This is a genomic window from Sphingomonas sp. JC676 (assembly GCF_014489075.1).
Classification (GTDB): Bacteria; Pseudomonadota; Alphaproteobacteria; order Sphingomonadales; family Sphingomonadaceae; genus Sphingomonas.
Genome location: NZ_JACTGR010000004.1, coordinates 474,198 through 493,143, shown reverse-complemented (window position 1 = coordinate 493,143; position 18,946 = coordinate 474,198). Strand labels below are relative to the sequence as shown.

At 64.4% G+C, this 18,946-nt stretch carries 15 protein-coding genes; 5 read left to right on the top strand and 10 right to left on the bottom strand.

From position 1 onward, the window contains the following. Window positions 1–94 precede the first annotated feature (94 nt). Window positions 95–307, bottom strand: a complete 213-nt coding sequence (locus IAG41_RS15830) for a hypothetical protein (RefSeq protein WP_187729610.1) — start codon at window positions 305–307, stop codon at window positions 95–97. Window positions 308–485: 178 nt separating this feature from the next. On the opposite strand from IAG41_RS15830, the gene IAG41_RS15825 reads away from it, so the two are divergent. Next, window positions 486–2,711, top strand: a complete 2,226-nt coding sequence (locus IAG41_RS15825) for a hypothetical protein (protein WP_187729609.1) — start codon at window positions 486–488, stop codon at window positions 2,709–2,711. Between the two features lie 614 nt (window positions 2,712–3,325). Here IAG41_RS15825 and IAG41_RS15820 read toward each other — a convergent pair. After that, a complete protein-coding gene (locus tag IAG41_RS15820) occupies window positions 3,326–3,859 on the bottom strand; it encodes a tyrosine-type recombinase/integrase (protein ID WP_222950723.1) in 534 nt (177 codons plus the stop codon). Between the two features lie 525 nt (window positions 3,860–4,384). Here IAG41_RS15820 and IAG41_RS15815 point away from each other — a divergent pair. Both IAG41_RS15815 and IAG41_RS15810 read left to right on the top strand, forming a co-directional pair. Further along, window positions 4,385–6,565 carry an ATP-binding protein gene (locus tag IAG41_RS15815; protein WP_187729608.1) on the top strand — a complete coding sequence of 727 codons (2,181 nt, stop codon included), beginning with the start codon at window positions 4,385–4,387 and terminating at the stop codon, window positions 6,563–6,565. 86 nt (window positions 6,566–6,651) lie between these two features. Next, window positions 6,652–7,239 (top strand): PAS domain-containing protein, encoded by a 588-nt coding sequence (locus tag IAG41_RS15810; RefSeq protein WP_222950722.1) that lies wholly within the window; start codon window positions 6,652–6,654, stop codon window positions 7,237–7,239. A gap of 384 nt (window positions 7,240–7,623) precedes the next feature. Here IAG41_RS15810 and IAG41_RS23505 read toward each other — a convergent pair whose 3' ends face one another. Next, window positions 7,624–9,366 (bottom strand): putative bifunctional diguanylate cyclase/phosphodiesterase, encoded by a 1,743-nt coding sequence (locus tag IAG41_RS23505; protein ID WP_187729606.1) that lies wholly within the window; start codon window positions 9,364–9,366, stop codon window positions 7,624–7,626. 313 nt (window positions 9,367–9,679) lie between these two features. Next, window positions 9,680–10,336 (bottom strand): hypothetical protein, encoded by a 657-nt coding sequence (locus tag IAG41_RS23275; protein WP_262408689.1) that lies wholly within the window; start codon window positions 10,334–10,336, stop codon window positions 9,680–9,682. Window positions 10,337–10,347: 11 nt separating this feature from the next. On the opposite strand from IAG41_RS23275, the gene IAG41_RS15795 reads away from it, so the two are divergent. After that, a complete protein-coding gene (locus IAG41_RS15795) occupies window positions 10,348–10,707 on the top strand; it encodes a PRC-barrel domain containing protein (RefSeq protein WP_187729605.1) in 360 nt (119 codons plus the stop codon). 337 nt (window positions 10,708–11,044) lie between these two features. Then, entirely contained in the window at window positions 11,045–12,556 is a 1,512-nt protein-coding gene (locus tag IAG41_RS15790) for a mannitol dehydrogenase family protein (protein WP_222950721.1), read from the top strand. Here the strand turns inward: IAG41_RS15790 and IAG41_RS15785 are convergent. The 6 genes from IAG41_RS15785 to IAG41_RS15760 form a co-directional block, all read right to left on the bottom strand. Further along, a complete protein-coding gene (locus IAG41_RS15785) occupies window positions 12,468–13,955 on the bottom strand; it encodes an FGGY family carbohydrate kinase (protein WP_187729604.1) in 1,488 nt (495 codons plus the stop codon). The two genes, IAG41_RS15790 and IAG41_RS15785, sit on opposite strands and share 89 nt — an antisense overlap. Before the next feature lie 75 nt (window positions 13,956–14,030). After that, complete coding sequence (locus tag IAG41_RS15780; RefSeq protein WP_187729603.1) at window positions 14,031–15,173, bottom strand: glycosidase; 1,143 nt, start codon at window positions 15,171–15,173, stop codon at window positions 14,031–14,033. 145 nt (window positions 15,174–15,318) lie between these two features. Next, the gene (locus IAG41_RS15775; RefSeq protein WP_187729602.1) at window positions 15,319–16,053 is read right to left on the bottom strand and encodes an SDR family oxidoreductase; all 735 of its coding nucleotides are present in this window, start codon (window positions 16,051–16,053) and stop codon (window positions 15,319–15,321) included. A 23-nt stretch (window positions 16,054–16,076) separates the two neighbouring features. Beyond that, window positions 16,077–17,114 (bottom strand): lactonase family protein, encoded by a 1,038-nt coding sequence (locus IAG41_RS15770; RefSeq protein ID WP_187729601.1) that lies wholly within the window; start codon window positions 17,112–17,114, stop codon window positions 16,077–16,079. Further along, complete coding sequence (locus IAG41_RS15765) at window positions 17,114–18,166, bottom strand: zinc-dependent alcohol dehydrogenase (protein ID WP_187729600.1); 1,053 nt, start codon at window positions 18,164–18,166, stop codon at window positions 17,114–17,116. Before IAG41_RS15765 ends, IAG41_RS15770 begins: the two co-directional genes overlap by 1 nt. A 37-nt stretch (window positions 18,167–18,203) precedes the next feature. Further along, window positions 18,204–18,944: an SDR family oxidoreductase gene (locus tag IAG41_RS15760; RefSeq protein ID WP_222950720.1), complete on the bottom strand. Its 741-nt coding sequence runs from the start codon at window positions 18,942–18,944 to the stop codon at window positions 18,204–18,206. Window positions 18,945–18,946: the final 2 nt, after the last annotated feature.

Genomic DNA, 18,946 nt, shown 5'->3' with positions numbered 1-18,946 from the left:
TCGCCGCTCGAACCCCATGCCGCGTAAGGAGTTCCGACAGGAGCTGAGATCAAAGGGAATTACGCAGGAGAATGCCCGCGGCGGTCTCTCGGTGCTATTGATCGGAGCCGGTGGTGGCATTCGGATTTTCAGGACCTTCATAGTCCTTGTGGCTCTGCCCGCCATCGAAATGACCGCCATCGCCGCCGGTATGCGGATTGGGATACGCACCGCCCTGGCTCTCGCCCTTTGACGCTGGCGTTTCGACCCCATCGGGGGCGCTGCGCTTGGTGTCGCCGTCCGCCTGCATCGCCTGCTTGTCTGCCATATCCGCCTCCACTTTCCTGAGCGGAACAAACCGATGGCGGGGCCACCCGTTCCGGCAGCAGGCCATTCTCCGAAAGAAACTACCTAACCTGCGTCAAGGACGGCAGCCGCGCGTGGAACATCGGTCTCGAACCGCTGTTCTCCGGCTGCAATCGGCGGTGCTTTCAGGGGAACAAGAAATGGCGACGACTGCTCTCCAACCGAAGAACTTCAGCGCGACACCGTTTGTCCTCGCCTTGCGCCGAGCGCTCGCCGAGGGCTCGACCAAGAAGATTGCGAATTGCGCGGTCGGAGCGCTCGACGTTGAGATGGTGCGCAGCCGGGATTCGGTTTGGGCCTTGATCCGCCGCCCTGGGCGCGGTGGGCTTGCGCTCCGCGCTGCCTTTCTCGCCGATGACTACGAAGTGACGAAGCTAAAGCCCGGAGCGGGCGAGGCGATCCGCCTGCGCGTGTCGAGTGTAATCGGCGAACACATGATCACCCTGCGCACGGGCGGCGATGCGCTCGAGAATCTACGCCTGACGGTGACGCTCACCCCTTCGGCGTCCTTGCTTGTGCCGTTCCTGCCGCGTGACTTGTACCCGCTTGACAACGATGACGATCCGCTCGGCTCGGTCGGAACAGTGGAAGCGGGCCAGCGCGGTCTCAATTCGGGCCTGCTCTATTTCCGGTTGGAGGAGCCCGCCTTCGGGAATGTCCTCTATTTCCAGAACCTGACCGCGATGAATCCATTCTACCGCGCGACCAAGACCAGTCCGGATGGCGCGGTCGGAGGGGTGTGGCCAGAACTGGGCTACCTGCCACCTACGCCGACCCAAAGCGGTACGCCGCCGACCCAGCCGCTGGCCGCAGGCGTCGAACTGACCTTGTCCGATGCGATCCTGGTCTTCCGGCACGAGACCAACTCGGAGGAGCGGGAGTCGGCGCGCCAGTTCCTGCAGATGCTCGGCGTCGCCTATAAGATGCTCGACTTGCCGCGCACCGAGTATCGGGACTGGATCGATCGCGCCGAACGCACCTTGCGCGACCTGGACGAGGCGCCCGAGGCCACCATCCGCCACTATGGCCATCGCTATGTCCATCCCTACACCGCAGCCGAATATCCCGACATCATGGTCCAGATGTCGATCGTCGCGGCGATCCACGACTGGGGCAAGTGGTGCGGGGAGCCGCATCCGCTCGAAGCCGAGTTCAAGGCCGGGCTCGGCAAGTTCTACGATACCAAACTCGACACGCTTCGGCGCTACCTGCCGAACGTCGGCGACGACAAGGACGCCGATGCTGTCGACAGCTGGTACCTCTACCATCCGATGCTCAATCTCGGGCGGCTCGCGCTCGACGGCGACACCGAGGCGCGCGCCCTGTTTCTCAAGTCCATCGAGTTCGGCATCAAGGCCGCGCACCGATTCAAGTACCGGTGGCCGATCCAGTATAGTGTGAAAGACTTCTCGGTAATCACCGAGACTGCCGGGGCAGATGGGCGCGGCCAAACCGACGTTGGGGGCGTCTTCGCCTGGGTCATGCTCCAGGCTTTCGAGCTGACCGACGACAAGCGCTTTCTCGACGAAGCGCGTGCTGCGATCGACGCCGCGATGGGCCTGCGCTTCAACGTCAATTACCAGGCCAATCTCACAGCATGGGGCGCCGCGGCCTGCATGCGGTTGTGGCGGATCACCTCCCAGGACGTGTACCTGGAACAGAGCTATGTCTATCTCGGCAGCTTCTTCCACAACTGCGAGATCTGGGAGAGCGAGCTCGAGCTGGCCGTCCATTACCGCAACTTCCTTGGGGCGACCTGCCTGCAGGATGCGCCGTACATGGCGATCTATGAATGTTTCGACGCCTATACCGCCTTTGAGAATTATCTCGACGATAGTGGTCCCGACCTTGAGCCTGCGGCGCGCATGCTGATCGCCGAATATTGCAAATATGCCCTTGATCGCGCCTGGTTCTATTACCCCGACGCGCTGCCTCCCGAAGCAATCTCGCCAAAGCAGCGCGAAACGAACGGGCATGTCGACCGCAAGCTCTCCTTTCCGATCGAGGACCTCTATCCCGACGGCCAGCTTGCGGGCCAGGTTGGACAGGAAGTCTATGGCGCGGGCGCGGCAATGGTCTTCGCGACGCGCTCCTTTCATCAGGTCGAGGACGCACCCTTCCTCCTCTACTGCGACCATTTCGTGCGCGCCCGCGAACGTACCGGCGATAATGCCCTCACTCTGACCCTGGATGGTGGTGAGACCTGCACGGCGGGGTTGAGCGTCGTGCGCCGGAAACGCCGCAAACTCCCCACCGTACGGCTCGTCACCGTCGGTGGAGATGCGTTGCGGCCGCATACCAGCTCCGCGGATCGCATCGACTTTCGCGTTCCGGCAAATGGACGGGTAATTCTCACCTGGACCTAGTGTGGCGAAAGCTCGGGGAAGAGGTCTCAGCCTAGCGCAGGTTCAGATTGCGTTCGGCGTGACATGCATGCCGCCGAATTCCATTGCGGGGAACCGCCCTGTTCTCCCATAGCAATACAATGGGAGGGGAAAATTCGGTACTAGCTCGCGTGCGAGCACTCATCGCGCGGCTAGCGCCCAACGCAACATGTGACGAATGTATTGCGGAGAAGCTCGAGCTCCCCTGGCCAAGCCAGGCCAATCAGGCTGCGCGCGAACTTGCCGGTTCAGATGGCTTTGCGAGAAGCACCGGCCCGTGCGCGCTATGCGGCGCCTCTAGGATCGTGACCATACGCAAAGGTTAGGGTAACCCCGTCATCGCGCAGAACCATTCGGCCTGTTGTCCTGCATCCGACAGCGCCCAGGCGTCGCGGGAGCATTGGGACAACCGAGTGGTGGCTAAGTCACGAACTCTACCTAAGCTTTCGAGGCGCATCGAGCACGACCTAGGCGGTACTGCCTCAGCAAGGTCGACGTGCGGTAAAATGGAAGCGGGCAATGACGGCTTCAAATAACGGCGGTGACCTGGCGGGATGGTGGCATTCGGGTGCGTAGCGGCAAAATATGGAGGCGGCTCATGCCGCCTTGGAGACGATCGGAACCACAGCGCGCGCGATTAGCTCGTCAAGGCCTTCGGTAATCCAGCGCGAATAATGCCGTTCGATCATCGCGACCGACGTATCGTGGAGCGCCGCAACCAGCCGGATCGGCAGTCCGGCGCGCAGCCCCCGCACAATCGATGAATGCCGCAGCGCATAGGGGATGATCGCGCTGCTGAGCCCGGCATCCTCCACGGCCTTGTGGAACGGCCACAGCATCGCCGAGGACGAAGCCCAGGGACCGCGGTCCACCTGCTCCCACTGGTTCGGCCCGACCTGCTTGTGGCGCCAATGCTCAAGAAGCGGCGCGGACGGGCTGCGACCGCGCGTGGCGGGCTCGATCGCGGCGATCGTGTCGGCGCCTACGGGCACGCGGATATAGCTGAGCGTGCGCTTGCGACCCTTGAACGATTGCGGGATCATCAATCGTGACTGGCTCAGTTGGACGTCGCCGACGGTCATCCGGGCAATCTGGGAGAAGCGCGCGCCGGTGGCGGCAAGCAGCACCACCAGCCTGGCTCAGGACTCCCCACTGCTTCTCGAATAGGATAGCGTCTCCATGGTACATCCCTATCAATTCCGAGGAGGACGCGCGACTGCAAATCCGCACGTCAGGTGAAGGCGAGGCAGGACTTGGCGGGCCCGGCGCCAACCTACAACGCTTGGACGCGCAGTTCGCCAGGCCGAGCCATCGCCGAAATGGTAGCGTGGCGGTACGCGATGCGACCGTCCGGCGGCGACCCCTTCGAGAAGCGGCGGCTTTATGGTCGATTGGGCGGCCTATTGTTCGTCGGCCTGCGACGCTGCCATGCACGCTGGGGGCAATTCGGCCCAAGACACAATGCTCGACCCGTACGCTGATACGAGGTTCTCTCGGGGCCGCCATTCCGACGGGCACCCGGACGGTGTTGCAAAGCAGCGGACCCCGCGCCCATTATTCTCCGCGGCGAACAACCGTTTTCCGTTTTGAGCGTTGGGCCATGATGGTCGTGTCCATAGGACATCGAGCGGGTGCTGATTGCATGAACAATCTAGATGATTGAGTTGAACGCGAAGACGCTGTCGGCGATCCTCGATAGTGCGGTCGATACCGGGATTATCACCCTCGATCCGGAGGGTGATGTCGTCTCCTGGAACGCGGGGGCCGAACGACTTCTCGGCTGGACAGAAGCAGAGATGCGAGGCGAGCGCCTCGAGCGCTTGTTCGACGCCGAGGACATCAAAGCGGGTCGCCTCGCCGCTGAGTTCGAAGACGCCCGTCGCACAGGGAAAGGCGGCCAGGAAGGTTGGCGCATCCGAAAGGACGGAGAGCGAATCTGGGCGATCGGCGAGATGGCGCCGATCCGGGACGGCGACGGCCCAATTGAAGGCTTTGTCAAAATCGTCCGCGACCGGACCGACTGGAAGCGCGCCGAAAGTGCCCTCCATGAGGAAACCCGCATCTTGGGCATCTTGCAACGCGCTGGGTCGGCCTTGAACCGCGAGCCCGATCTGGACCGCCTCGTGCAGACCGTGACCGACGCCGGTGTTGAACTAAGCGGCGCACAGTTCGGTGCCTTCTTCTACAATGTCGAGAACGATGCCGGCGAGAGCTACACGCTCTACACCCTCTCCGGCGCGCCGCGGTCTGCATTCGAGAAGTTTCCAATGCCGCGTAACACCGCGGTGTTCGCGCCCACCTTCAACGGAGAGGGCATCGTCCGTTCGGACGACATTACGCAGGACGCGCGCTACGGGCATAACGCGCCGCGGTCAGGCATGCCCGACGGCCATCTCCCGGTACGTAGTTATCTCGCCGTCCCGGTGTTCTCGCGTTCCGGAGAGGTTCTCGGCGGTCTGTTCTTCGGCCACTCGTCCGTGGGCGTTTTCAGCGAGAGCTCCGAGCGCGGTATGATCAGCCTTGCCGCCGAGGCGGGCGTTGCGATCGACAATGCCAACCTGAGCCGATCTGCCCAGCGCGAGCTCGATCAGCGCCGACGCGCCGAAGCGGCCTTGCGCGAACTAAACGCAACGCTCGAACAACAGGTCGCCGAACGAACCGAAGCCTTGCGTCGCAATGAGGAGGCGCTGCGACAATCACAAAAGATGGAGGCGGTCGGTCAGCTGACGGGCGGCGTCGCGCACGACTTCAACAACCTCCTTCAGGTCATCATCGGCAATCTCGACATATTGAATCGCAATCTCGAGGATGGCTCCCCGCGGCTGCAACGCGCGGCGACTCACGCTATGAAGGGAGCCGAGCGCGCGGCCGCGCTTACCCAGAGGCTGCTGGCCTTTTCCCGCCGCCAACCGCTGGATCCGAAGCCCGCGAACCTCAATACTTTGGTCGGGGGACTGTCGGAGCTCCTACAGCGCACCCTAGGCGAGGCGGTGTCGATCGAATCGGTTCAGGCGGCGGGCCTCTGGCAGGTCGAGGTGGATGCCAATGAGCTGGAAGCGGCCATCCTCAACCTTGCAGTCAATGCTCGCGACGCGATGCCGGAAGGCGGCAAGCTGACCATCGAGACGGCTAACACGCATATCGACGAGGCCTACGCGGCCGTGCATACCGAGGTCGCTCCGGGCCAGTATGTCATGGTCTCCGTTTCAGACACCGGAGTGGGCATGAACGGCGCCACGCTCGACCAGGTGTTCGAGCCATTTTTTACCACCAAGCCGGTCGGCAAAGGAACGGGTCTGGGCCTCAGCCAGGTATACGGTTTCGTCAAGCAATCGGGTGGACATGTGAAGATTTATTCGGAGCTCGGTCAGGGCACGACGATCAAGATCTATCTGCCCAGGCTGATGCGCGCCGCAATCGACGTTGAGACAGAGAAAATTGGTCCGATTCCCGAAGGGGCCGCCGAGGAAACCATTCTTGTCCTTGAGGACGACGATGATGTGCGGACCTATTCGGTCGAATGCCTGCGCGAGCTAGGGTACCGCGTCGTCGAAGCCCATGACGGACCGTCGGCGTTGCGCCTGCTGGAGCGGCAATCCCGGGTCGATCTGCTGTTCACAGACGTCGTGCTGCCTGGCGGGATGACCGGCGCGCAGGTCGCCGTCGAAGCGAGAAAGCTTGTCCCGACACTGAAGGTGCTGTTCACAACCGGCTACGCGCGCAATGCAATTGTGCATCATGGACGTCTCGACAAAGGCGTCCAGCTGATTACCAAGCCGTTCACGTTCAGCGACCTTGCCGCCAGGGTCCGGGACACGCTGGATGGTGCCGGATAGGGAACCATCCGCGCGCAACAGGGTTGCGAGAGCGGAGCGAATGGATGCGCGCTTCTCCAGCTCGCGGTGGGCAGTCGGGGTTTGACATGGGCGTTGATTTCAGGAGCCCGGAGGACATCATCCATAGCGCGCTCGGCGTTCTGGAAAATGGGGATCCGCAGCTTCTGGTAGCGCTCGATGAAATCGCCGCGCCGCTTTATGTCACCGACGCCGACGGCTTTGTCACTTACTTCAACGAGGCTTGCATAGAGTTCGCGGGCCGCACCCCGGTCCTCCGTGCCGACCGCTGGTGCGTTACATGGAAACTGTTCACCGACGACGGCGAGTTCCTGCCGCACGATGAATGCCCGATGGCTGCGGCGATCCGCGAGCGGCGGTCGATCAGAGGCCTGACTGCCGTAGCGGAACGCCCCGATGGTACCCGGGTGCCCTTCATGCCCTACCCGACTCCAATCTTGAAAAATGGCGAACTGGTCGGCGCGGTCAATATCCTCGTTGACGTTACGGACGCGAGTCAGGCAGCGGAACTTTGGATGCAAGCCGACCGGGCGCACCGCCTGGCGCGCGCCGGCTTCGACAAGACGACCGCGGAAACGCTTGGACGCCTCGCGGACGAGTATGCGGCAAGGGCCCTCGCGCTCGGCGGGCCCCGCAAGCCGAGCGCGATTCATTGAGCAGGCGCGACGGATCCTTGCCGAGCCGCAGACTTTCCTGTCAAAGCCAATTGCCATCCAAGATCCAAGCCTCGCGCCCAGCCGCACCCCGTCCTCCGCAGCGACCTGGCGGGATAGCGCGGCCGGCGCCACGACGTCATAATGCCTCGTGCTCTGGTTAAGAGGCGCCACCCTCCCCGACGGGCCTCCAGCCGTCGCCAGAGACATCTTTCCAGGGACCTCCTCGCACGCTTCTGATTACGGCAGTTCCGCAGCGCAGGCATGGTGCTCGCCAATGGACCTTATCGCAGTTCGAGCTTGCCCACTTGCCCTTGTGGCCGAGCAGCCTGCACCAGGGATTTCTTGCAGCGGACCTTTCACTTATCATTGCGTCCCCCCCGGGATTCAGGTCCGTGGCGCAAGCCCGACGACCGAGCAGCGCTCGACATAGGTTTCAATTATAGCGGGCGCCGGCATCGCGCGCCCGTAGCGATATCCCTGTGCTTCCTGGCAACCCAGCCCGACCAATGCAGCTTCCTGCTCGGCGGTCTCCACACCTTCGGCGATAACAGCGAGGTCAAGGCTTGTCGCCATACCGATTACGGCCTTGACGATCGCTGCGTCTCCGAGCTTGCGATCGATACGGGCAACGAAGCTTTTATCGATCTTGAGACGGGTCAGCGGGTATTTCTGGAGGAGGCTCAGCGAAGCGAATCCCGTACCGAAATCGTCGAACGCGATGCCGACACCAAGCGACTTGAGTCTGCGCAAAACCTTGGTCGACTGGTTGTTGTGACGAAGGACGGTGTTTTCGGTGATCTCGAGCTCAAGCTGGTTCGCAGACAGCCCATGACGCACAAGCGCGGACGAGACCACGCCGAAAAGTCGGCCTGAGCGCAGTTGCGCAGCGAACAGGTTTACGCCGACACGAATTGACCCCAGGCCAATGCGTTTCCAATCGGCTGCAGCGGCGCAAGCCTCTTGCACGACCCAGTCGCCGACCCTTTCGGCGATCGTACTGTCTTCGAGCACGGCCAGGAACGCCTGGGGAGCGAGAAGCCCGTGCTCGGGATGGCGCCACCGCAGCAGCGCCTCGACGCCTGACAGGGTCAGGTCCGTCAGCGAGACCTGGGGCTGATACCAGAGTTCGAACTCGCTATCGGCCAGCGCCCGACGCAGCTCGGCGCCGAGACGGTGCCTTTGCTCCGAGGTATTCTGCATCGAACGCGCGAAAAAAGCCCGCGTACCTCCCCCATCACCCTTCGCGCTGTATAGCGCGAGGTCCGCGCTGGACAGCAGTTGCTCGACATCCGACGCGTCTTTCGGAGACATTGCGACACCAATGCTCGTGCCGACATATATGGACTGGCCTGCGAGTTCGAATGGCGGATGCAGAGCGTCGAAAGTCCGTTTTGTCAGCTCCTCGATCCTGAGCGGGTCGGCGCAATCCGAAAGCAAGATGGCGAACTCGTCACCTCCGAGCCGGGCGACCAGGCCGGACGGGCCCACAACTCCGGTAAGCCGGGCAGCGACCGCAGCGAGCAGTTGATCGCCAACCGAATGTCCGAGGCTGTCATTCACATGCTTGAAGCCGTCCAGATCTAGCAGCAGCAACGAACAGGGAACCCGGTCGATGTCCGCGGCGAGGCGCTCGTGCAGCGCATTGCGGTTGGGCAGCGAGGTAAGCGCGTCACAATGGGCGAGATGCTCGAGACGTCGCTGCGCCGTGTGCCGGTCGGTGATATCGCGCAGGAGCGCGCCGAACATCGGCATGCCGGCTTCGAACCACATTGACAGCGACAACTCGACGGGGAGTTCGGTGCCATCCGCGTGAAGGGCCAGTATCTCGACCGAACGCCCGGCAAGGCGCGCACGACCGGCCTGGACGGCCCGGGCCAATCCCGCATCATGGGCAGCACGATGCCTGCTCGGGATTATGATCGAGAGCGGCTTACCGATCGCTTCCGGTGCGCTATAGCCGAAAAGCTGCTCGGCGGCGCTGTTCCAGGACAGGATGAGGTTGTCGGGTCCGGCACAAATCGCAGCCGTCGCCGAGCTGGCGAGCATCTGTTCGTAGCGCCCCTGCGCCGCGCGACCGCTGGCCGAATCCTCCTGTCCTGCGTCGGTAAAGTGCTGTCGGCTATCCACGGGCTCCTCCGAGGCCCGCCATATCCCCGTACGGTTAAGGCTTTGGAATTGCCGACGGATTCATTTCGATTTGCGCCTGCACCTGAGGCACGTACATTCTTCGCGCGGCGAGCCGAACGGCTTCGTGATATCGGAACAATGCCGAGGGCGACTGCGATGGAGACCAGCGGTCAGAGCCTCGACGGTGATCGCGGCGCGTTCTCAGGCATCAGCGACCTCTTCATGCCGCACCTCCCCGTCGAGAAAAAGCGGTAGGCTGGTCGGCCCTATCAACGCCCTCGTCCCCCCGCGTCACAAGGGGTGGACGCCGACTCTAGAAAGGGAGACGCCGAATAACCTTTTTCTTACCGCAGCACATCGAGCAGGTATCGACCCGGCGCTCGAATCCGTTCATCCCGGCCAGCTCAACAATCTTACTGTTCGCCTCAAGCCGCGCATTTGGAGAGAGGCGCTCAATAACACATTCATGGCAGATCGGCTTGGGCGTGAGCCGCTCGATCAGAGCCCGAACCTGCTGCAACGTGGTGAGACTTTCGCCCATCAGCCGGACATAGCGGAAGCGCTCGAAGCGTACAGCGGCTTTGCGGTGGATCGAACCCACCAGGATCGGCTGGGCCAATCTAGTGCCGGTGGCGTTTGGGAGATTTAGCGGACAGATAATGTCGGCCCCGGCGGTTTGTAGACGCGGCCGGGGACTTTTACGGATATGAAGGTCCGGGTGAAAGTCCGGGCGGTGCCCGAAGGTGTCGACTCGCTCGATCTCGAGTTCCAGTTTCTTTCGCCGACCGCGCCCAGCCAGGGCCGCGTGACCGTTGGGTCCAGCCTGCTCGACCTTCAGTGGAATACGCTCATCCTGTATCCGGCGGGTCACTTCGCCCGGCAACTTGCCTGGCCAAATGATCCCTGCGCGGAGCCCGGCCGACGGGAGCGGCGTGGCTCTCCGCGCGTTAAGGCAGTCCTGTTCCGCCAAGGATTTTCTTCATGGCTGATAACGAGGTTGCGATCGACGAGACCCCGAGGCTGATCTCGAACAAGATCGAGAGGGCTGCGTACGAACGCGACGGCGGGAAGCTCGGATCGGTTAATAATTTCCTGGTCGGCAAGCGACCGGCGCAGGTCGGATATGCCGTGCTCCCGTTCGGCAGCGTCTTCGGGATTGGCGGCGATGATCACCCGATGCCCTGGGACATGGGCAGCTGCGCGCGCGAGCAGGGTGGCTATGGCGCCGACATCGCCAAGTTCGTGCTCGGGCAGGCGCAACGATATGAGTGCGACACCGAGCCCGCCTGTGACCATGATTATGGGCAAGCGACCCACCGATATTGCGGACCGACTTCCTAGCCGATGGGCAAGCTCCGCGCCCATAGCCAAAGGATTCGGGACCGCCATGGCCCCGCCCTTCTGCCTGGTTGCGTAGGTCGCGATGCCCGCCCCGCGACCTCGCCCGCCGGCCCCTTGACCCTCGGCCAATCAGGCCGGGCGGTGAGCGCTACGGCCGCCGCAGCGCCGTGGCATCGGGGGATAAACGGCCCCGCCCGCCGGGACCGGCTCTGCCGCCGGGCTTCTGCGCGCGCCTGGCGATCGGTTGCGATTCAGCGCGAGCTGGACGGTTGAGGTGCCCTGCCATCTCGGTCGCGGAACCGACCCTGACATTTTCTCGGCGCGTTCGGAGCGCGCTATGATGACCTCGGCCGATCAGGTTCTGCCGCTATCGACCTCGGCCGTGCCTTTCTTGCCGGTGCCCGCGCCGCGCTATGACCGCTCCGCGGTGAGAACAGGCATCGTCCATATCGGCGTCGGTGGCTTTCATCGCGCCCACGAGGCGATGTATCTCGACCGCCTGATGAACGCGGGCCTGGCGCTGGATTGGGGCGTGTGCGGCATGGGAGTGCTGCCGGGCGATCTGGCGATGCGCAACGCGCTCGCCCAGCAGGATTATCTCTACACGCTGGTCATCAAACATCCCGACGGCACTACCGATCCACGAGTGATCGGATCGATCGTCGACTTCGTCCACGCGCCGGACGATCCCGAAGCGGCGATCGAGCGGCTCGCCGACTCCGCGGTGCGGATCGTCTCGCTGACGATCACCGAGGGCGGCTACAATTTCAATCAGGCTACCGGCGCGTTCGATGCCGCCAACCCCGATGTGGTCCACGACCTCGCCGCCGCGCGGAACGGCGTCGGCGGGCCGCGCTCGGTGTTCGGCCTGGTCGTCGAGGCGCTCCGCCGCCGTCGGCAGCGCGGCGTCGCTCCGTTTACCGTGCTTTCGTGCGACAACCTCCAGGGGAATGGCGACGTCGCCCGGCGCCAGTTCACCGCTTATGCCAGTTTGATCGACTCTTCGCTCGGTGCCTGGATCGGGCAGGACGTCGCTTTTCCGAACTGCATGGTCGACCGCATCACCCCCGTCACATTGGATCGGGACCGGCAACAGTTGGAGGCGATGCACGCAGTGCATGACCGATGGCCGGTCATATGCGAGCCGTTCGCGCAATGGGTCCTGGAGGACCATTTCCCAGCGGGGCGGCCGTCGTTCGAGGAATCGGGGGTGCAGATGGTCGAAGACGTCAGCCCCTACGAGCTGATGAAGCTGCGCCTCCTCAATGCCAGCCACCAGGCGCTTTGCTATCCCGGCTATCTCGCCGGCTACCGCTTCGCCCATGAGGTCTGCGCCGATCCCGCCTTTGTCGCTTATCTGCTCGCCTATATGGACCGCGAGGCGACACCGACATTGTCCTTGGTTCCGGGAATCGACTTGGCCGCCTATAAATGCCAGCTGATCGAGCGGTTCGCCAATCCCGCGGTTGGCGACACGCTGGCCCGGCTGTGCGCCGAGTCCTCGGACCGCATCCCTAAATGGCTGGTACCCGTGGTCCGAGACAATCTCGCTGCCGGGCGCCCCGTTGACCTCTCGGCCGCGATCATAGCTTCCTGGGCCAGATATGCCGAAGGCAGGGATGAGCAGGGGGCGCCGATCGATATCGTGGACCGGCGCAGGGAAGCGGTCATGGCCGCGGCCGGCCGGCAGCTGACCGGAGATCCGCTCGCCTTCATCCGCGATCGCGACCTGTTTGGCGACCTTGCCGAGCGGCCCGAATTCACCGCTCCCTATCTGCGCGCGCTGGACTCCTTTCACCAGCTCGGCGCCCGGGCGACGATCGAGAGGCTGGTCGCAGCGAGTCGCTGACAAGCGCGTCGCGCAACCGCGCATAGCGATCGCGGTATGCCGCTGCGCCTGGATCCAGGTTGGGCTCGAGCACCGCCTCGATGCGGCGCCCCCAGCAGGGCAGCCGGCCGGTTGCAGCCCATGCCGCCTGCCGTCCCGCGCCCAGCGCCACATATTCGCACGTCGCGGGCAGGATCAGCGATGCTGCGAGCGTATCGGGAAGCACCGCGCGTAGCGCAGCCGACTTCGCGCCGCCCCCTATCAGCAGCAGCCGGCCCACCGGCGCATCGATCGCCCGGAGCATGCCCACGCAATCGGCCAGCGCGTTCGCGACGGCGAGTACCGCGCCGCGCGCCAGATTCTCCGGCGTAAACGCGTCGCGGGTGAGGCCGTGCAACTGCCCGGTCGCATCCGGCAGGTCCGGGGTACGCTCGCCATCGAAATAGGGAAGCATCGTCAAGCCGCCGGCATCGTCCTTCCCAGCCAGCGCCAGCGCATCGAACCTCGCCAGATCGACCGAAAGCAAGGCCGCGGTGGCGGTCATCACCCGTGCGGCGTTGAGGGTGCATAAAAGCGGCAGATGGTCCCCTGTCGCAGCAGCGAATCCGGCGGTGATGCCGCTGGGATCGCACACCGGCCTGGCCGCCCGGGTGAATATCGTGCCCGACGTGCCGACCGAAATAACGACATCGCCCGGCTCCAGCTCCAGGCCCAGCGCGGCGCCGGCATTGTCGCCGGCCCCGGCCGAGACCGGGATGGGCCGCCCGCGGCCGCCCCATCGGGGCAGCAGCGTCCCCGCCGCTTCGTCGGGCCGCAGGACCCTGGGAAGCTGCGGAACCGCGCCGAAATACCGCTCGAGCAGGTCGGGTCGGTAGCGGTTGGCCTCGGCGCTGAAATAGCCCGTGCCCGAGGCATCGGAGCGATCGGTGACGAACGCACCGGTAAGGTGCAGCACCAGCCAGTCATGCGGCAGCATCACGCGGTGCACCCGTGCCGCCGCCTCGGGCCGATGCTCGCGCAGCCAGGCAAGCTTGGTCAGGGTGATGGCTGCGACCGGCAGCACATTGACCGCCTCCATCCAGCCGGCAATGCCCATCTGCGCGACCATATCCCGGGCCTGCCCCGCGCTGCGCAGGTCGTTCCAAAGCAGTGCGTCGTGCACCGGATGGCCGTCCCGATCGACCGCGACCATCCCGTGCTGCTGCGCGCACACGCCAACACCCAGCACGTCGGTGCGCTCCGCGACGCCGGCTGCGCTCCAGGCTGCGCCCAGCGCATCGATCCAGGCCATGGGGTCGACCGCGGTGCCGTCCGGGTGCGGGGCGCTTCCCGATGCGACGATGACGCCCGTATCCGCATCAAGGACCAGGACCTTGCAGGACTGGGTGGAGGAATCCACGCCGACAAGGACCCCGCTCATCGCAAGCGCTCCCGCCTCTGGCGGTGGCGGCCACGGCCAAGACCCAAGGACGCGAGGGCATGGACCGAGGCCATTTCAGCCGAACATGGCCTTGGGGATATGGGTGATCCGGCATGCGAGATCGGCCTCGCCGGAGGCGACGACGAAGTGGTCGCCCGCCTCCGCGATGCCGGTCGTGAACACGACATCGCGGACATATAGCAGCTCTTCGAGCGGCCGGGTGAGCTCCGGATTGGGCTCCAGCAATGGCTGCTCGCGCGTCGCAAGGGCCCTGGCTGGATCTTCCGGATCGAGGAGCGACCAATAGGTCCGGTAGACACCGATGATCTCCTTGGGTTCGACGCCGTGCCACAGCGACAGCCAGCCGCGCTTGCCCGCGATTTCGGTCAGGATCGGCGGTGCGCCGCCGCCCATCCGGGCAGCGGCGACGGTGCCGGCATAAGGCCGGATGCCCGGCGCGAGATGCGGCCGCCAGTGGATGGCGTCGGGAGAGGTTGCCAGGTTGATCGAGGGACCGGCCCGCCATGGGCTGTTCGGGGGATAGGCGAAGAAATGGTCGCCCAGCGGCCGGGTCTGGGCCCAGAATTGCCCGTCGACCAGGCCTTCGAAGATCAGCATGTCCTTGTTCTGATGATCGAGCACGATGCCCTGGAAGGCCCAGTCCAAACCGTTATCGGACGTGTAGAGCGTCGTCGAATGCCGTTCGGGGCTGACCGAGCAGGTGGTCATCAGGTAGCGCTCGCCGACCTTGCTGATCCGCGCGTCTTCGACGCCATAGCATTGATAGCTGCCCTGCGGCGCTATGGCCTTGTCGTAATGGATGCTGATGACCTCTAGACCGTCGGGGGTGAGCTCGACAGGCAGAAGCCAGGACAGCGAGGTCAGCGCGAGGACCTTCCAGCCGCCGCCGTTGAGCCTGAACTGACGCGGGTCGGCGGTGTCGGCGAGCTCCAACGGCCAGGCATCGAGGACATAGCCTTGCTCCTCGTCCCAGCGGACCGAATGGACATGGCCGTCGAAGATCGGCGAACGCAGCGCCTCGGCGACACGCACCATCAAGAGCAGGTTGCCGCTCGGCAGGCGCGTCATGCCGGGGTTGAAGGCACCGAGGACATAGGTCTCGGCGCCGGCCCGGGCCATGCCCGCCGCAAGGGGAGAGCGGGACAAGTCGATATCGGCCGGTCCGAATATCAGTCTGTCCACGTCATAGTGATTCATTGCGGAACTCCCAGGGGGCGGCATCAGCGCCGGGTAATTGTCTGTCTTCGAAGCGAGATCCTGCGCCTCGAAAAGAAACGAGGATCATCGAATGTTCCCGCCCGCAGTGAGGCGCTCTGAGCCTGGCAGCCTGCCCAAGATCGGCTCAGAAGATCTTCTGCACGAGCGGTTCGATCCGGAGCGTAACCACGTCCACGCCCGGCGGACGCGTCGCCGCGAACAGGATCGCCTCGGCCACTTCCGCCGGCGGGAGCATCTTGTAGGCCTGCATCTCGCGGTCGCGTTCCTCCGCGGAATAAGGCTGCATCGCCGAGCCGATCGCGCCGGGCTCGATCAGGGTGAGGCGGATGCTCTCGGGGATGAGCTCCTTGCGCAGCGTCTCCGCGAACGAAGCGACGCCGCCCTTGGCGGCGTTGTAGACGCTTTCGCCGACCGCCTTGATATGCACGCTGATCGACCCGACGAGGATGATCATGCCATCCTTTGTGCCGCTTGCCTTGATGCGGTCGATCGCGCCCTTGGTACACGCGACATAGCTCATGAGGTTGCTTTCGATGACGTAACGCCAGTCGGCGTCGTCCATCTCCATGAGCGGCCCGGAGCCGACGCCGGCGCAGGCAACCAGGATGTCGAGGCCGCCGAGCCAGCCATCGACCCGGTCGAACATCCGCGACAAACCCGTGGCACTCGAGAGATCGGCCGTGACAGCTTCGATCTCGCCCAATTGCGCCAGCCCCTCCACGACCTCGCGGAGCTCGAGCTCACCGCGATCGGCGATCAGCACGCGCGCGCCGGCGGCCGCCATGCGCTGCGCGACCGCGCGGCCGACGCCGCCGGCACCGCCGGTTATCAACACGCGTTTGCCAGCAAGATCTGACATGGCAGTTCCTTTCTCCGTCAAGCTTATGAGGCGGCGAACACGAAGGCGGGCGCTGGCACCGCCACCTCGCCACACTGGCGCGGCGCCCCGTCGGGAGCGATGTCGAACACGGTGATATTGTTGCCGTCTTCGTTGGCGACGAGCATCCGGCGCTCTGCCTCGAGCAAGCGGAAGAAGCGGGGCGATGCGCCACCTGCAGGCGTATGGCCGAGGAGCGCCAGATGGGCGTTCGCGTCCAGAGCGAAGGTCGCGATGCTGTCGTGCCCGCGATTGGTGACATAGACGCGGTCGACGGCTGCGTTGATCGCGACATGGCCGCCCAGGCTGTCTGCGCCGAACCCGCCGGGGAGCGTTGAGAGACATTGCCGCTGGGCGAGCGCCCCCTGCTCGACGTCGAACACCGTGAGCGTGCTAGCCAGCTCGCTCACCAGGAATGCGATCGCCTTGTCGGGGTGAAAGACGAGATGCCGAGGCCCGGAGCCGGGCGGGGCCGTGAATGCCACTTGGCGGTCGCCGGGCCCCCGCTGTGCATCGAATGGGAAGGCCAGCACCTCGTCGGTGCCGAGATCGGTCTGGTACAGCCATTTGCCGTCCGGGCTGAACACGGCGCAATGTGCGTGCGGTGCGTCCTGCCGATCAGTAACAGGGCCGTGGCCGCCATTCTCGTGCACGACCATGGGGTCGCCGGCCAGACCGGTGTCCGCGTCAAGGCGGAACAAGACCATGCTGCCCGACCCATAATTGGTGACGGCAAGCCAGCCCTCGTCCGGGCTGAGCGCAGCATAGCACGGCAGCGCGCCTTGCGTCGGCAGGCGCGCAAGCGGCTGCCATATGTCCTCACGGCGGAGCACGCGCAGCGCACCCATCTCGCGTTCATCGACGAGATAATGGAGGCCAAAACGCGGCGAATAGGTCCCGAACGAGGCATTGGGCGCGCAGGGGCTAGGTTCCCCGAGCTCCCAGCCGCCATCGGCGTTGGGGTACAGCGGATAAAGGCCGCCGTCCCCACCTCGGGCATAAGTGCCGACAAAGAGCTGGGGCGCCCTGGTCCCTGCGCCCATCAGATCAGGACCGCGACAAACGTGGCGGCGGTCTCGTCCTTCGCGGCCGCCGCCTCGAAAGCTTCGTTGATCTGGTCGAGCCTGAAACGATGCGTGATCAGCTTGCTGGCATTGAGCTTACCCTTGGACAGCAGCTCGAGCGCCATGCCCTGTTCGGCGTCGAGGCCATGGAAGGAGAAGCTGGCGCTCGGGATCAGCTGAATCTCCGACATCTGGATGCGCTGCCACTCCAGGCCGATCTCGATCACGCCCTTGTCGAAGCCGCCGACCAGCACGACCTTGCCGCCGCGCCGCGCCATTCGGGTCGCCTGGGGCAACGTGGTCGGCATCTTCTCCCCGCCGCAGCATTCAAAGGCGATGTCGACGCCGCGTCCGCCGGTGAACGCCATAGCCGCCGCCACGGGATCCTCTCGGCCGCTGTTGAGCACGACATCCGCGCCGAGTTCGAGCGCCAGCTCCAAAGCACTGTCGACGACGTCGAGGATCAGCACATCGGCGCCGCTGGCCTTGGCGAGCATCAGCTGCCCTAGTCCGATCGGGCCCGCCCCGATGATGGCGACCTTGTCATTGATGGAGAGGCCGGACTTATGCTGGGCATGGAGGCACACCGAAAAGGTATCGATCAGCGCCGCTTCCTCGAAGCTGACATGGTCGGGCAGCTTGTAGAATTTCTTCGCCGGGCCGGTCACGAACTCGCCATAAGCGCGCGACACGCATTTGGTACGGACCTCGTAGAGGTTGGGACACAGGTTATATTGCTGGACGCGACACCATTCGCATTCGCCGTCGCCCATTACGCTTTCGATGACCACCCGGTCGCCGGACGCCACATTGGTGACCGCTGCCCCGACCTCGACGACTTCGCCGGCAAGTTCATGACCCATGATGTGATGCTCGAGCTCGGGTTCGTGCTTGCCCCAGTGGCGAAGATCGGTGCCGCAGATCCCGGCGACGCGCACGCGGGCCAGCACCCAATCGGCGCTGGGTATCTGCGGACGATCGACCTCGCTGACTTCGAACCGTCCTTCGGCGGTCTTCAACGCTGCCTTCATCAGTATGATTCTCCCTTGGGTTGGCCCACGGACAAGATCAGCTGGTCTTTTGAAGCCGCGGCTCGATGCGCAGGTTGAGCACATCGGCGCGCTCGGACCGGGTCAGGACGAACTCGATCGCCTCGGCGATTTCCTCGGCATGGAGCATCTCGTCATTGGCGATCGCCTCGCGCTTCTCGGCGTCGCTGCATTCCTGCATAGGCGTCGATACGGAGCCGGGCTGGACCACGCTCACCTTGATATGCTTCGACGCGACTTCCTTGCGCAGCGTCTCGGCGAAGGCCTGGATCCCGGCCTTGGTCGCCGAATAGACGCTCTCTCCCTCCGCCTTGATCTCGGTGCTGATCGATCCGACGAACAGCAGATGCCCGCCGCCCTGGGCCTCCATGCGTTTGATCGCCCCGCGTGCGCTCGCCAGGGTGCCGATCAGATTCGTCTCGACGACCTGGCGCCAGTCGTCGTCCGCCATCTCATGAATGGGCTGCGCGCCGATTGCGGCGCAGGTGACGAGTATGTCGATGCCGCCGAGCTCGGCGTCGACGGCGGCGAACACCGCCTCCATTCCTTCCTTCGTGGAAACATCTGCGGTGATGCCCTTGACGGTGCCGCGGCTGCCGCCTGTGCTTGCCAGGACATCGTCCAATCCGGCCTGGTTCCGGCCAAAGGTAAAGATCCGGGCGCCCTGGTCGGCGAGGAGCCGCACGGTCGCGAGGCCGATCCCCTTGGTGCCACCGGTCACGAGGATACGCTTGCCCTGAAGCGTGGTCCCGGCTTTCATCG